The following is a 13,905-nucleotide window of genomic DNA, read 5'->3' on the forward strand; positions in this document are numbered from 1 at the left end:
AAGGACGACACGAGGACGACACAAGGACGAGGCGACATGAAACCCAGCGATTTCGAAGTGCATGATCCGCGTTTCAGGCTGCTGCTTCAGCCGAACGCGTTCCTTTCCCGCCTGACGGACGAATGCCTCTGGGCCGAAGGGCCGGTCTATTTTCCGGCGACGGACCTGCTCGTCTGGAGCGACATACCGAATAACCGCATGTTGCGCTGGGCGCCGGGGATGGGCGTCGGCGTATTTCGCGCGCCATCGAACTACAGCAACGGCAACACGCGCGACCGCGAAGGGCGGCTCGTGAGCTGCGAGCACGGCGCGCGGCGCGTGACGCGCACCGAGCACGACGGCAGTGTGACGGTGCTTGCCTCGCACTTCGAAGGCAAGCGGCTGAACTCGCCGAACGATGTCGTCGTCGATTCGAAGGGCGACATCTGGTTCACGGACCCCGATTACGGCATTCTGAGCGACTACGAAGGCTATCGCGCCGAGAGCGAGATCGGCCGATGCAACGTGTATCGCGTATCGCCCGACGGCGCGCGCGTGCAACTCGTCTGCGACGACTTCGTGAAGCCCAACGGCCTGGCCTTTTCGCCGGACGAATCGCGGCTCTATATCGCGGATTCCGCCGCTTCCCATGACGACCACGCGCCGCGCCACATCCGCGTGTTCGATGTATCGGGCGAAGGCGTATTGCGTAACGGCCGAGTGTTCATCGAGATGCAAAGCGGCGTGCCGGACGGCATGCGGATCGACGAGCACGGCAATGTCTGGACGAGCGCGGAAGACGGCGTGCACTGCTACGCGCCCGACGGCGCGCTGCTCGGCAAGATTCTGATACCCGAGGTCGTCGCGAATCTGACGTTCGGCGGAATCAATCGCAATCGCCTGTTCATCGCGGCGACGTCATCGATCTATTCGCTTCATGTCGGCGTGCGCGGCGCGGGGCGATGAAAACATCAATAACCGGAGACGAGCATGAAGACAAGAATACTTGCCGTGGCGCTGTGCATGGCTACCGCGTCGGCGGGCGCGTCGGCGCAGGTCGCAACGGGCGACACGGCGTCGATGAAGATCGCGCTGTCGAACAACTACGCGGGCAATAGCTGGCGCCAGCAGATGCTCAAGAGCTGGGCCAACGTTGCCGATCCGGCCGTCAAGCAGAAGGTCGTCGCGGCGGCGCCCAGCTTCACGACGGCGGAGAGCCAGGCGACCGAGCAGGTCCAGCAGATTCAAAACCTCATCCTGCAAGGCTTCAAGGCCATCGCCGTCGATGCCGTTTCGCCCACGGCGCTCAACGGCGTCATCAAGCAGGCGTGCGGCGCGGGCGTGACGGTCGTATCGTTCGATGGCATCGCGACCGAGCCGTGCGCGTATCGCATTGCGGTGGATTTTCAGGGCATGGGCCGGATGCAGGTCGATTACCTGGCGAAGCGGCTGAACGGTAAAGGCAATCTGCTGGAAATTCGCGGACTCGCCGGCGTCTCCGTGGACGATGAGATTCATCAGGGCATCGTCGATGAGCTCAAGAAATATCCGGGGATGAAGATCGTCGGTTCGGTGCATGGAGACTGGACGCAGACGGTCGCGCAAAAGCAGGTCGCGGGCATCCTGCCGACCTTGCCGAAGATCGACGGCGTGGTCACGCAAGGCGGCGACGGCTTCGGCGCTGCGCAGGCGCTCAAGGCCGCGGGCCGGCCGACGCCGATCATCATTCTCGGCAACCGGCAGGAAGAGCTCGCCTGGTGGGCCGATCAGAAGAAGAGCGGTTACGAGACGATGTCGGTGACGATCCCGCCGGGCGCGTCCTCGTTCGCATTCTGGGTGACGCAGCAGATTCTTGCCGGCAAGAAGGTGCCGCACGACATTCGTATGCCAGTCTTGGAAGTGAAGCCGGAAGAGCTCGACGCGGTGCTCGCCAGGACGCCTGCGGGTGCGTTGGCGAACAAGGAATACACGCGCGAGGAAGTCGTCGCGGTGGTGGATGGGAAGAAGTAGGAAAAGTCGGGAGGGTGGGGGCGGTTGCTCGAGCCGCCCCGACATCGCGCCGTCGTCCTGACGATCGCGGATGTCTTCTGACGCGACGGCCGAGTGCACCGTCAGCGGGATTCATCGCACCACGAGTGGGTTGCCGCTGAACCCGAATGGATCACGGCAGAGCGGCACGGGTCGGCGACACTAACGCCAAGTGCTTGTTTCAAAACCCGAAGTTATCACTGGCACGGACAGTGCATTAATGCGTTCAACTTGTATTCAAGATTGAACTCATGAAAGCGACTGCTGTCACCGACGACAACGCGCCGCTCACCATCCGCGCACTTCTCGATGCCTACGCGCGCGGCGACACCGATCCGCAGCGAATCGTCGCCGCGACGCTGGCGCGCATCGACGCCAGCGCGCGGCCGGAAGCATGGACGCTCGTCGTTCCCACGTCGGATCTGCAAGCGACAGCGGCGTCGCTTGCACGCGAACTCGCTGAAGCCGGGCCTGCGATCTTCAAGAGCAAGCCTCTCTTCGGCGTGCCGTTCGCGGTAAAGGACAACATCGATATCGCGGGCTTGCCGACGACCGCCGCATGCCCCGCCTTCGCCTACACGCCCGCCGAAACGGCGTTCGCGGTGCAGCGTCTCATCGATGCGGGCGCGATACTTATCGGCAAGACGAATCTCGATCAGTTCGCGACCGGGCTCGTCGGCACCCGTTCGCCGCACGGCGCCGTGCGACAGGTTAGCCATCCGGAATATGTGTCGGGCGGATCGAGTTCCGGTTCGGCGGTGTCGGTGGCGCAGGGCATCGTCGCGTTTTCCCTCGGCACCGATACCGCCGGTTCGGGCCGCGTGCCGGCGGGCTTCAACGGCATCGTCGGATTGAAACCGTCGTTGGGACTGGTCAGCAAGCGCGGCGTCGTGCCCGCATGCAGGAGCCTCGATACGCTGTCGATCTTCGCGCACGACGTCGCCGATGCCTGGCTCGTCCTACAACAGATGGCCGCTTTCGATCCGCTCGACGGTTATTCGCGCCGTGTCGCATCGCTCGGTTTGCTGCCGGATGCGCCGCGTCTCGCGATTCCGGACACGCTCGAATTTTTCGGCGATACGCAGGCGGCCGACGCGTTCGCGGCGACGCTCGATCGCCTGAACCTCGCGCCCGCGACGTTTCCCTTCGCGCCCATGCAACGCACGGCGGCGTTGCTCTACGACGGCCCCTGGGTCGCGGAACGCCGCGCGGCGCTGGGCGGGTTCTTCGTCACAAATCACGACGACATCGATCCGACCGTAGCGAAGGTGATCGGCAAAGCGGATGCCTTTTCCGCCGCCGATGCCTACGACGCGCAATACGAGCTCATGCTGCTCAAGCGCGAGGCGGAAGCGCTGTTCGACGACATCGACATCCTGATCGTGCCCACGACGCCGACGCATCCGACCATCGCGGAGGTGCAGGCGAAACCGGTCGAAGTGAACAGCCGTCTCGGCATCTACACGAATTTCGTCAATCTGCTCGATCTGTGCGCGCTTGCCGTGCCGGGTCTGCCGCGCGCCGATGGTCTGCCCGCGGGCATCACGCTGATCGGCCCGTCGGGCGCGGATCAGCGGCTCGCGGTGCTCGGTGCAAAGTTTCAGGCGCTTATCGATGCAGACATCGATCCGCTGCCGCTTCAGGAGCCGAGCGTCACGCTGGCCGTCGTCGGCGCACATCTGCGCAACATGCCGCTCGAATGGCAGATGAAGCAGGCGGGCGCGCGGTTCATCGAGGAAACGGTGACGTCGCCGCATTACCGGCTCTACGCATTGGCCGATACCCAGCCGCCGAAGCCCGGACTTGTGCGTACCCGAAACGATGGCACCTCGATCGCCATCGAGTTATGGGACATGCCCGTGCGGACCTTCGGCGCATTCGTCGCGGCGATTCCCGCGCCGCTCGGCATCGGCACGGTCACGACCGCCGATGGCCGCATCGTCAAAGGGTTCATCTGCGAACCCGCCGCCGTCGCGCCTGAAAGCGGCGCACGCGACATCACGTCGTTCGGCGGCTGGCGCGCGTACCGGCACAGCCTCGTCTCATCATCCAGCGATCAACTCAAACAGGAAGCTACGTCATGACCAATCGCCGCCAGTTCATCAAAGGCGCGGGCGCACTCGCGCTCGGCAGCGCGCTGCCGTTCGACCTCGCCTTCGGCGCAAGCAATCTCACCGTCGGCGTGATCTATGTCGGCGCGAAGGGCGATTACGGCTATAACCAGGCGCAGGCGCAGGCCGCGGCGATCATCAAGAAGATGCCGGGCGTGAAGGTGGTCGAGGAAGAGAACGTGCCCGAGACCGTCGCCGTGCAAAAGACGATGGAAGCGATGATCGAACAGGACGGCGCGACGCTCATCTTCGCGACCTCGTTCGGTTACTTCGATCCGCACGTGCTCAAGATGGCCGCGAAGTACCCGAAGGTCCGCTTCGCGCATTGCGGCGGTTTGTGGAAGCAGGGCAATCCGCCGAATATCGCGAGCTACTTCGGCTATATCGATGAATGTCAGTATCTCAACGGCGTCGTCGCGGGACACGCGAGCAAGAGCAAGAAGCTCGGCTTCGTCGCCGCCAAGCCGATTCCGCAAGTGCTGCGCAATATCAACGCATTCACGCTCGGCGCGCAATCGGTGGATCCTTCGATCACCACGCACGTCATCTTCACCGGCGACTGGTCGATGCCGGTCAAGGAAGCCGAAGCGGCCAACAGTCTCGTCGATCAGGGATGCGACGTGCTGACCTGTCACGTCGATGGCCCGAAGGTCGTCATCGAAACGGCGGAGAAACGCGGCGCGATGAGTTGCGGTTATCACGCGAGTCAGGCTGCGCTTGCGCCGAAGGGTTATCTGACGGGCGCGGAGTGGGACTGGGCGACGCCCTTCAAGGAACTCGTCACGGACGCGCAAACCGCGAAGCCGCAGCCGAACATCCTGCGCGGCGGCCTGAGAGAAGGCTTCGTGAAGATGTCGCCCTACGGCGCGAAGGTCACCGCCGACGCGAAGTCGAATGCGGACGCTATCAAATCGAAAATGGCGGCGGGCGACTACGTGATCTTCAAAGGCCCGATGAAGGACAACAAGGGCGGCAGCGCCATTGCATCGGGCACGGCTTACGCGCAGACGGATATCAAGCTCGAAAGCATGAACTATCTCGTCGCGGGCGTCGTCGGGCAGATCTGATTCAAACCTTCGCGGAGCGGTCATGCGTTCTTATCCTCTGTTACCGCGCGTGGCGCTGGGCGCGTTGCCCGCTTTGCCGACGTTGTGCGCGCTCATCGGCACGCTGCTGCTGTTTTCGCTGTTCCTGCTCGTGCAGGGCCAGCCGGCCGGCGATGCGCTCGTGCTGATCGGGCAGGGCGCATTCGGCTCGTCGTTCGCGTGGCAGAGCACGTTGCTGCGCGCCGCGCCGCTGATGCTCACCGCGTTGTGCGTCGCGTTGCCCGCGCAGGTCGGCTTGATCGTGATCGGCGGCGAAGGCGCGCTGGCGCTCGGCGGACTGGCATCGGCGGTCGTGGCGACGGTCGTGCCCGCCGCGATGCCGTGGTTCATCGCCGCTCCGTTGATGGCGCTCGCCGGCATGATCGCGGGCGGCGTGTGGATCGGCGCGGTCGGCGCGATGCGCCAACTGCGCGGCGTGAACGAGACCATCAGCAGCCTGTTGATGTCGTATATCGCGATTGCGCTGTTCAAGCATCTCGTCGAAGGTCCGTTGCGCGATCCCGCCAGTCTCAACAAGCCTTCGACGCCGCCCGTTCCCGATGCGTTCGCCGTCGGTTCGTTGCCCGGCCTCGATGTGCATTGGGGCTTGTTCTGGGGCGCGCTCGCATGCGTCGCGGCGTGGGTGTTCGTGCGCCACAGCACCAAAGGCTTCGCGATGCGCATCGCGGGCGGCAACAACCATGCGGCGAAACTCGTCGGCCTGCCGGTGAACAAACTCGCGATCGCAGCCTGCGCGATGGGCGGCGCGGCGGCCGGTCTCGCGGGCATGTTCGAAGTCGCGGCGGTGCAGGGCAGCGCGAACGCATCGCTGCTCGCCGGTTACGGGTATGCGGGGATTCTCGTCGCGTTCGCGGCGCGTCAGAACCCGTTGTCGATCATTCTGTGCGCGGTGCTCGTCGGCGGTATCGAAGCAAGCGGTTCGCTCTTGCAGCGCCGCCTGGGTTTGCCCGATGCCACCACGCTCGTCCTGCAAGGCCTGCTATTCGCCAATCTGCTCGCGTGGGAAGCGATGGGCGGCCGCCTCGAGGCATGGCGCATCAGGCTGCAGGCGATGTCGGTCGCGCATTCGCCGGTTCGACTGGAGGGCACTCATGTTTGATGCACATTCACCCGTCGCCGTGCTGCTGCTGTCGCTGTTCGCGGGCGCCGTTCGCGTGAGCACGCCGTATCTGTTCGTGAGCATCGGCGAATGTCTGACGGAGAAGGGCGGGCGCGTCAATCTCGGCCTCGAAGGCATTCTCGTATCCGGTGCGATGACCGGTTACGCCGCCGCGTATCTTTCCGGCTCGCCGTGGCTCGGCGTGCTCGCGGCCGGCTGCGCCGGCTTGCTGCTCGGCTGTCTGCACGGCCTCGTGTGCTCATTGCCGCGCGTGTCGGACATCGCGTTCGGCATTGCGCTGATGCTCGTCGGCACCGGCCTCGCGTTCTATCTCGGCAAGCCGTTCATCGAACCGCAAGCGCCGATGTTGTCATCGCTCGACTTCGGCTCATGGGCATCGTCGCCGCAGTTGCATAACGCGCTGCATGTCAATCCGCTCTTCATCATCGGCGTGGCGCTGGCATTCGCGCTGCAATGGGGCTTGCGTCATACGCGCTGGGGCATGGCTTTGCGTCTCGTCGGCGAGAACGCGGAAAGCGCCCGCGCGATGGGTTATCCGATCACGCGGGTGCGCATTCTCGCGACGACGGTCGGCGGATTCTTCGCGGGCGTGGGCGGCGCGTATCTGTCGCTGGTGTATCCGGGAAGCTGGAACGAAGGCCTGTCGAGCGGACAAGGTCTGATGGCCGTCGCGCTCGTCATCTTCGCGCGCTGGCAGCCGTTGCGGTGCCTGTGGGCCGCGCTGATCTTCGGCGCGGCGGGGGCGCTCGGCCCTGCGTTGCAGGCCATCGGCGTGACGAGCGGTTACTACCTCTTCAACGCCGCGCCCTACGTGCTCACGCTCGTCATCATGATGATCAATTGCCGTCCCGACCGCACGCTCGCGGGCGCGCCCGGCGAGCTCAGTCTCACGCGCTGAACGCCACTCTCACGGAGCCAAACACATGAGCCGCTTCATCGAAGCACGTCCCTATCCGTGGCCTTACGACGGCAATCTGCGGCCGGACAACACCGCGCTCGTCATTATCGACATGCAGACGGATTTCTGCGGCATCGGCGGTTATGTCGACAAGATGGGCTATGACCTGTCGATGACGCGCGCGCCGATCGAACCGATCAGGAACGTGCTCACGCTGATGCGCGAACAAGGCTTCACGATCATTCATACACGCGAAGGGCATCGGCCCGATCTGTCGGACTTGCCCGCCAACAAGCGATGGAGAAGCCGCCGTGCGGGAACGAACGGCGTCGGCATCGGCGACGACGGGCCTTGCGGCAAGATACTCGTGCGCGGCGAACCGGGCTGGGAGATCATCGACGAACTGAAGCCCATCGAAGGCGAGATCGTCATCGACAAGCCCGGCAAAGGCTCGTTCTGCGCGACGGACCTCGAAATGGTATTGCGTACGCGCGGCATCGTGAATCTGGTGTTGACGGGCATCACGACCGATGTCTGCGTCCACACGACGATGCGCGAAGCGAACGATCGCGGCTTCGAATGCACCATCCTCGCGGACTGCTGCGGCGCGACCGATCAGGGCAATCACGACGCTGCGCTCAACATGGTGCTGATGCAGGGCGGCGTGTTCGGCACGGTATCGGATTCGAAGGCCTTGCTCGCAACCTTGGGACGCTGACCATGAACGCCCCGACCAAAGCGATGAGCGTGGAAGTGCTCGGCGCGACCAAGCGCTTCGGCGCGTTCACCGCGCTCGACGACGTGACGCTCAAGGTGCGCGCGGGCACCGTGCATGCGCTGCTCGGCGAAAACGGCGCGGGCAAGAGCACGCTCGTCAAAGGGCTTGTCGGCTATGGCGTGCTCGATGACGGCGAGATCGTCGCGGATACGCGGCAGGTGAAGATCGCCTCGCCGCGCGATGCGCAAGCGCTCGGCATCGGCATGGTGTATCAGCATTTCACGCTGGCGGCGGGCTTGTCGGTCGAAGAGAACTTGCTGCTCGCACGCGGACGATTGCCATGGAAGATCGACTGGCCGAAGGAAGGCGCCGCGCTCGATGCCTTCATGCGTTCCATGCCCTTTCGCCTGCCGCTCGATGCGCCCGTTTCCGCTCTCGCCGCAGGAGAAAAGCAGAAGCTCGAAATCCTGAAACAGCTCTATTTGCAGCAGCGTTTCCTGATTCTCGATGAACCCACATCGGTACTCACGCCGCAGGAAGCCGACGAAGTGCTCGGCCTGATGCGCGAGCTCGCCACGCGCGGCGAACTCACGGTGCTGATGATCACGCACAAGTTCCGCGAAGTGATGGCTTACGCAGACGATGTCACCGTGTTGCGCAAAGGCAAGCTCGTCGGCACGAGCGCGGTCGCGCAGACGAGCCGCGACAGGCTGGCCGCGTGGATGATGGGCGGTGAAGCATCGAAGAAGGACGATCCCGAGCTCGCTGAGACGCGGCCCGAACGCAAGCCGCTCGATGCGAATGCGCCGGTACGTCTCGCGCTTTCGAGCCTCAACGTCATCGACGATCGTGGACATCGGGCGGTGCGTGACGTTTCGCTGAGCGTGAAGTCGGGCGAGATACTTGGCATCGCGGGCGTATCGGGCAATGGACAGAAGGAACTGATCGAGGCGCTCGTCGGCCAGCGCCGCGTGCATGGCGGAGAGATGCGTATGCATGGCGCGCCGTACCGCGCGACGCGTGAGGAGATGACGCGGCTGCGCGTGTTTGCGTTGCCCGAAGAACCGCTGCGCAACGCGTGCGTCGCGAACATGAGCATCGAGGATAACTTCGCCTTGCGCGACTTCGACCGCGCGCCGATGAAGCGCCACGGCTGGCGTCTCGATCGCCGCGCGATGCGCGAGCGCGCCGAACGTCTCATCGCCGAATTCAACGTCAAGCCGCCGGTGCCGGCACGCGCCATCGGCACGCTGTCGGGCGGCAATGTGCAGCGCGCCGTGCTTGCGCGCGAGCTGGGGCAAGCGGTGAATGTGCTGATCGTCGCGAACCCCGTTTTCGGGCTCGATTTCGCATCGGTCGCGGATATTCATGCGCGCATTCTCGCTGCGCGCGATGCGGGCGCTGCCGTGCTGCTCGTCAGCGAAGACCTCGATGAACTGCTGGAACTGGCGGATCGCATCGCGGTGATGGCGGAAGGGCGGCTGGTGCACGAGACGGCTGCGAGCGGCGCGGATCGCGTCGCGTTGGGAAGACACATGGCGGGTCATGTCGAAAGCGCCGCGGCCGATACATCTGAGCCGCTCGCCGTTCACGCATAAGGGAGCAAGGAAGAATGAGTTCAAGCGGTCTCGGTGGATTGAACAAGTCGCCGCAAGGCATCGTCGTGGGTCTCGTGCAGTTGCAGAATCCCGATGTCGCCACGCCGGAACAACTGGCCGCGCAGACGGGGCGCATCGTCGAACTGATCGGCAAGGCACGCCGCAATAACCCGTCGATGGATCTCGTCGTATTCCCCGAATACATGCTGCACGGGCTCTCGATGGATACGAACGATGCCATCATGTGTTCGCTCGACGGGCCCGAAGTGGCGGCGTTCAAGGCGGCGTGCATCGAGCATCGCATCTGGGGATGTTTCTCCATCATGGAGCGCAATCCGGGCGGCAATCCCTATAACAGCGGGATCATCATCGACGATCGGGGCGAGGTGCAGCTCTACTATCGCAAGCTGCATCCCTGGGTGCCGGTCGAGCCGTGGGAGCCGGGCAATCTCGGCGTGCCGGTGTGTATCGGGCCGAAGGGGGCGAAGCTGTCGCTCATCATCTGTCATGACGGCATGTTTCCGGAGATGGCGCGCGAGGCCGCTTACAAGGGCGCGGAAATCATCTTGCGTACAGCGGGCTACACCGCGCCTATTCGCCATGCATGGACGATCACGAATCAATCGAACGCATTCCAGAACCTCGCGCAGACCGCGAGCGTGTGTCTGTGCGGCAGCGACGGCACGTTCGACTCGATGGGCGAAGGCATGTTCTGCGATTTCGACGGCACCGTGATGGTCGAAGGCAGTCATCGCCCGGATGAAATCATCACGTGTGAGATGCGCCCGGATCTCGTGCGCGAAGCACGCATTCACTGGGGCGTGGAGAACAACATCTATCAGTTCGGGCATCGTGGTTATGTGGCCGTGAAGGGCGGTGCGCAGGATTGTCCGTACACGTTCATGCAGGACATGGTGCGTGGCGAATATCGTTTGCCCTGGGATCACGAAGTCGTCGTAAAGGACGGGACGTCATGCGGTTTTCCGAGACCCGAACGCCGATACGAGGGCTGATGCGATGCTTACTCTGACGCGCGCTCAACCATCGCCTTTCACATTCGATGCGGCGCATACGGCGCTGATCGTGATCGACATGCAGCGCGATTTCGTCGAGCCGGGCGGCTTCGGCGAAGCGCTCGGCAACGATGTGTCGCTGCTTGCGTCGATCGTGCCGACTGTCGCGCATCTGCTCGACCATGCGCGCGATCGCGGCTGGCTCGTCGTGCATACGCGCGAATCTCATGCGCCCGATCTCTCCGATTGTCCCGATGCAAAGCGGCTGCGCGGCGCACCGCGGGCGCGCATCGGCGATATGGGACCGATGGGTCGCATCCTCGTGCGCGGAGAACCGGGCAACGCCATCGTCGACGCGGTCGCGCCCATCGCAGGCGAGATCGTCATCGACAAGCCCGGCAAAGGCGCGTTCTATGCGACGCGTCTCGACGAGGAACTCGCGCGACGCGGCATCACGCATCTCGTGTTCGCGGGCGTCACGACCGAAGTCTGCGTGCAGACGAGCATTCGCGAAGCGAACGATCGCGGCTACGAATGCGTGCTGATCGAAGACGCGACGGCAAGCTACATTCCGGCGTTCAAGACCGCGACCATCGAGATGATTCGCTCGCAGGGCGGCATCGTCGGATGGACGGCTACGCTCGCTGACCTGGTGGAGAATTGATGGAAGTGAATCGTCCCGAAACGGTGGCCGAAGTCGAGCGCGCGTTTATCGCCTATGAAAAGGCGCTCGTGGATAACGATGTCGAAACCATGAACGTGCTGTTCTGGCACGCGCCTGAAACGGTACGATATGGCATCGCGGAAGTGCAGCATGGCGGCGATGAAATCCGCCGCTGGCGTGAGACGTGCGCGCCGGTGCCGCGTTCGCGGCGTTTGCATCGAACGGTGGTGACGACGTTCGGCGCGGACTACGCCTGCGTGAGCACCGAGTTCAAAAGCGACGCGACGCCTTTGCTTGGACGTCAGATGCAGACATGGGCGCGCATCGGCGATGCATCGAATGCGTTCGCGGGATGGACCATCGTCGCGGCGCATGTGAGCCTGATCGAAACGCCCTGAAAGAGGCATTAGCCGGAGACAGCGAATCAACTCGCCCAAACTTACGGACAGCAGCGGCGTGCGCGCCATTCAGAGCGCCAATCCGCTTGCCGAGCAGGTTTATCAGCGGTTAAAGCGAGACATCTTCAGCTTTCGCCTGTTTCCGGGCGATCGCTTCTCGGAGACCGACATCGCGCAATACTACGGGGTGTCCCGTACGCCGATGCGCGACGCGCTGTTTCGCTTGCTGCGTGAAGGCTATCTCGAAGTCGGGTTCAGGCGTGGCTGGAAGGTATCCGAGATCAACTTCGCGCAGCTCGATCAATTGTATGACTTGCGCATCGTGCTGGAGACCGCGTCACTCGACAAACTGGCGAGCACCGCGCCGCCGCATCCGGAGATCGATGCCCTGAAATCGGTCTGGTGCGTGTCGCCCGATGCGCAGCAGAGCGATCCGGTCTTGATGTTCGGCATGGACGAGGACTTTCATCGCGGACTCGTGCGCGCGAGCGGCAATGGCGAGATGCTGCGCGTGCATAACGAAGTAACGGAGCGCATCCGGATTGTGCGGCGGCTGGATTTCCTGAAGCCGCATCGCACGAGCGCGACCTACGATGAGCACGCGAAGATGCTGCGCTTCATCGATCGCGGCAAGTACGGCGAAGCGGCCATGCTGCTGCGCGCGCATATCACTCAAAGCAAGCTGGAGGTGCGCAAGATTACCGTGTCGATGTTGACGGAGGCGCGCGATCGGAAGTTGCCGTTCGTTGGGTGAGGGGCGGCATCGTCTGCCTTTGAAGATCCGTTCGATGCCTGAGTAGCCGCGAGCGAGGTCGCGGTCCGCTGGAAGTTCAGCACAGTGTGGCGGTTCGAAGTCCCTGCCATTGCCGACGCTGACGTCCTCGCTATTATCGCGATCTTCGGCAACCGGCCAGTTCCAGCCACCCAGACAAGTTTTCTGACCGTGCCGGTCTGGGCGGAGATGAGACGGCCGCCGTAACGTTACGAATGCCCGCCCTCCGGCGTCGTGAGGTCGAAACCACGCATCGTTTGGATGCCATGCTGTGTGCGGCACATCATCAGCTTAAGCGGCCGGTGCCCATTCCGGTGGCGCGAGTGCCGGTCCAACCAACGACGAAGGCTTAAGCACGCGACGAACTGGACCCTGTACGCTCGGGAACCTCCAAGAGATGTCGTCCGGCTTTGCACCTATCGTTGAGCGGGGAATGACCATTGGCGCACCACTTGTCCTTCGATGGAAGCCTTTGCTCCGGCACCGAAGCATGTCAAGATCATTGCAGTGAGTGCTGGCAACTGGACACTCCGATCGCGCAGGAAAGGACATGGAGCTTCGGCATCTTCGCTATTTCATCGCTGTCGCCGAGTTGCGCAGCGTGCGGGCCGCATCAGAGCACCTGCACGTGACGCAACCGGCGATATCCCGGCAGGTTCAGGATCTCGAAGACGCCATCGGCGCAACGCTGTTCGAGCGAACGCCGCGCGGCCTGAAGCTGACGCCGGCGGGCGAGGCGTATCTTTCGGAAGCGCGCGGCATTCTCGGGCGCGTCGATGCCGCGAACCGGCTCGCGCGCCGCATCGCATCCGGCGTGCAAGGGCATCTGCGTATCGGGTTCGTCGAAAACGCTGCGTGGAGCGGCATCGTTTCGCGCGCGCTGAGCGCCTTCGAACAGGCCGCGCCGGATGTCGCACTCGAACTCACGCCGATGAACACGCCCGAACAGCTCGATGCATTGGCTGCGGGGCGGCTCGACGGCGGTTTTGCCTATCGCTTCGGCGCGCTGCCCGAAGGCATCGCGAGCGTGCATGTGCTCGACCAGAACGTCGTGCTGGCGGTGCCGGAATCGTGGCAGCAAGGCAGCGCGGGCGCCGTCGATGCGCGAGAACTCGCCGGCAAGCCGTTCATCGCGTTTCCGCGCCGCGTCTATCCCGCGTATTACGACCGCCTGCTTGCAGCGTGCGCCGAACGGGGGCTCACGCTCGATATCCGCCAGGAAGCATCGACGGAAACGGCGATTCTCTCGCTGGTATCGGCGGGAATGGGCGCGGCCATCGTCAATGCCGCGAATCGCGACCGGCCGCCCGCCCGGGTGCGCTTTGTCGAATTGCGCGATCTCTCCGTGCCTTTGCCGCTCGAATTCTGTTTCGTCGCGCAGGAGGCCAATCCCGCGCTGAAGCGTTTCGTCGAACTGCTGGCCTAGCGGCTCGACGGCCCGGCGGGTGATGCCTCGCAGGCATCGCCCGCCGCAGAAAACGGCATTGGCCGCACGCTTTT

Annotated in this window: 13 protein-coding genes; all 13 read left to right on the forward strand. The window is 63.8% G+C overall.

Features of this window, described 5'->3' with window-relative positions; all coding sequences use genetic code 11:
- Positions 1-36 precede the first annotated feature (36 nt).
- Positions 37-945, forward strand: a complete 909-nt coding sequence (locus tag NCS58_RS33500) for an SMP-30/gluconolactonase/LRE family protein (protein ID WP_061117256.1) — start codon at positions 37-39, stop codon at positions 943-945.
- 24 nt (positions 946-969) lie between these two features.
- Positions 970-1,989: an ABC transporter substrate-binding protein gene (locus NCS58_RS33505; RefSeq protein WP_061116975.1), complete on the forward strand. Its 1,020-nt coding sequence runs from the start codon at positions 970-972 to the stop codon at positions 1,987-1,989.
- A 269-nt stretch (positions 1,990-2,258) separates the two neighbouring features.
- Positions 2,259-4,091, forward strand: coding sequence for an allophanate hydrolase (gene atzF / locus NCS58_RS33510; protein WP_086960827.1), 1,833 nt, complete (start codon positions 2,259-2,261; stop codon positions 4,089-4,091).
- Positions 4,088-5,185, forward strand: a complete 1,098-nt coding sequence (locus NCS58_RS33515; RefSeq protein ID WP_061116976.1) for a BMP family ABC transporter substrate-binding protein — start codon at positions 4,088-4,090, stop codon at positions 5,183-5,185. Before atzF ends, NCS58_RS33515 begins: the two co-directional genes overlap by 4 nt.
- A gap of 22 nt (positions 5,186-5,207) precedes the next feature.
- On the forward strand, positions 5,208-6,323 hold the full coding sequence (locus NCS58_RS33520; protein ID WP_061116977.1) for an ABC transporter permease: 1,116 nt from the start codon (positions 5,208-5,210) through the stop codon (positions 6,321-6,323).
- Positions 6,316-7,242 (forward strand): ABC transporter permease, encoded by a 927-nt coding sequence (locus NCS58_RS33525; protein ID WP_061116978.1) that lies wholly within the window; start codon positions 6,316-6,318, stop codon positions 7,240-7,242. The genes NCS58_RS33520 and NCS58_RS33525 overlap by 8 nt, the downstream gene beginning before the upstream one ends.
- 25 nt (positions 7,243-7,267) lie before the next feature.
- Positions 7,268-7,960 (forward strand): cysteine hydrolase family protein, encoded by a 693-nt coding sequence (locus NCS58_RS33530; RefSeq protein ID WP_061116979.1) that lies wholly within the window; start codon positions 7,268-7,270, stop codon positions 7,958-7,960.
- A gap of 2 nt (positions 7,961-7,962) precedes the next feature.
- Positions 7,963-9,558, forward strand: coding sequence for an ABC transporter ATP-binding protein (locus NCS58_RS33535; RefSeq protein ID WP_061116980.1), 1,596 nt, complete (start codon positions 7,963-7,965; stop codon positions 9,556-9,558).
- Positions 9,559-9,572: 14 nt separating this feature from the next.
- A complete protein-coding gene (locus NCS58_RS33540) occupies positions 9,573-10,571 on the forward strand; it encodes a formamidase (protein ID WP_061116981.1) in 999 nt (332 codons plus the stop codon).
- A 4-nt stretch (positions 10,572-10,575) separates the two neighbouring features.
- Positions 10,576-11,235: a cysteine hydrolase family protein gene (locus NCS58_RS33545; RefSeq protein WP_061116982.1), complete on the forward strand. Its 660-nt coding sequence runs from the start codon at positions 10,576-10,578 to the stop codon at positions 11,233-11,235.
- The gene (hpxZ, locus tag NCS58_RS33550; RefSeq protein ID WP_061116983.1) at positions 11,235-11,633 is read left to right on the forward strand and encodes an oxalurate catabolism protein HpxZ; all 399 of its coding nucleotides are present in this window, start codon (positions 11,235-11,237) and stop codon (positions 11,631-11,633) included. Before NCS58_RS33545 ends, hpxZ begins: the two co-directional genes overlap by 1 nt.
- A gap of 58 nt (positions 11,634-11,691) precedes the next feature.
- Positions 11,692-12,387: a GntR family transcriptional regulator gene (locus NCS58_RS33555; protein WP_086960829.1), complete on the forward strand. Its 696-nt coding sequence runs from the start codon at positions 11,692-11,694 to the stop codon at positions 12,385-12,387.
- A gap of 568 nt (positions 12,388-12,955) precedes the next feature.
- A complete protein-coding gene (locus NCS58_RS33560; RefSeq protein ID WP_061116985.1) occupies positions 12,956-13,831 on the forward strand; it encodes a LysR family transcriptional regulator in 876 nt (291 codons plus the stop codon).
- Positions 13,832-13,905: the final 74 nt, after the last annotated feature.

Source organism: Caballeronia sp. INML3B, assembly GCF_023631305.1.
GTDB lineage: Bacteria > Pseudomonadota > Gammaproteobacteria > Burkholderiales > Burkholderiaceae > Caballeronia > Caballeronia turbans.

Bases quoted from the DNA above. Each gene is read 5' to 3' on its own strand.
- NCS58_RS33500 (WP_061117256.1), top strand. From the start codon at position 37: ATGAAACCCAGCGATTTCGAAGTGCATGATCCGCGTTTCAGGCTGCTG.
- NCS58_RS33505 (WP_061116975.1), top strand. From the start codon at position 970: ATGAAGACAAGAATACTTGCCGTGGCGCTGTGCATGGCTACCGCGTCG.
- atzF (WP_086960827.1), top strand. From the start codon at position 2,259: ATGAAAGCGACTGCTGTCACCGACGACAACGCGCCGCTCACCATCCGC.
- NCS58_RS33515 (WP_061116976.1), top strand. From the start codon at position 4,088: ATGACCAATCGCCGCCAGTTCATCAAAGGCGCGGGCGCACTCGCGCTC.
- NCS58_RS33520 (WP_061116977.1), top strand. From the start codon at position 5,208: ATGCGTTCTTATCCTCTGTTACCGCGCGTGGCGCTGGGCGCGTTGCCC.
- NCS58_RS33525 (WP_061116978.1), top strand. From the start codon at position 6,316: ATGTTTGATGCACATTCACCCGTCGCCGTGCTGCTGCTGTCGCTGTTC.
- NCS58_RS33530 (WP_061116979.1), top strand. From the start codon at position 7,268: ATGAGCCGCTTCATCGAAGCACGTCCCTATCCGTGGCCTTACGACGGC.
- NCS58_RS33535 (WP_061116980.1), top strand. From the start codon at position 7,963: ATGAACGCCCCGACCAAAGCGATGAGCGTGGAAGTGCTCGGCGCGACC.
- NCS58_RS33540 (WP_061116981.1), top strand. From the start codon at position 9,573: ATGAGTTCAAGCGGTCTCGGTGGATTGAACAAGTCGCCGCAAGGCATC.
- NCS58_RS33545 (WP_061116982.1), top strand. From the start codon at position 10,576: ATGCTTACTCTGACGCGCGCTCAACCATCGCCTTTCACATTCGATGCG.
- hpxZ (WP_061116983.1), top strand. From the start codon at position 11,235: ATGGAAGTGAATCGTCCCGAAACGGTGGCCGAAGTCGAGCGCGCGTTT.
- NCS58_RS33560 (WP_061116985.1), top strand. From the start codon at position 12,956: ATGGAGCTTCGGCATCTTCGCTATTTCATCGCTGTCGCCGAGTTGCGC.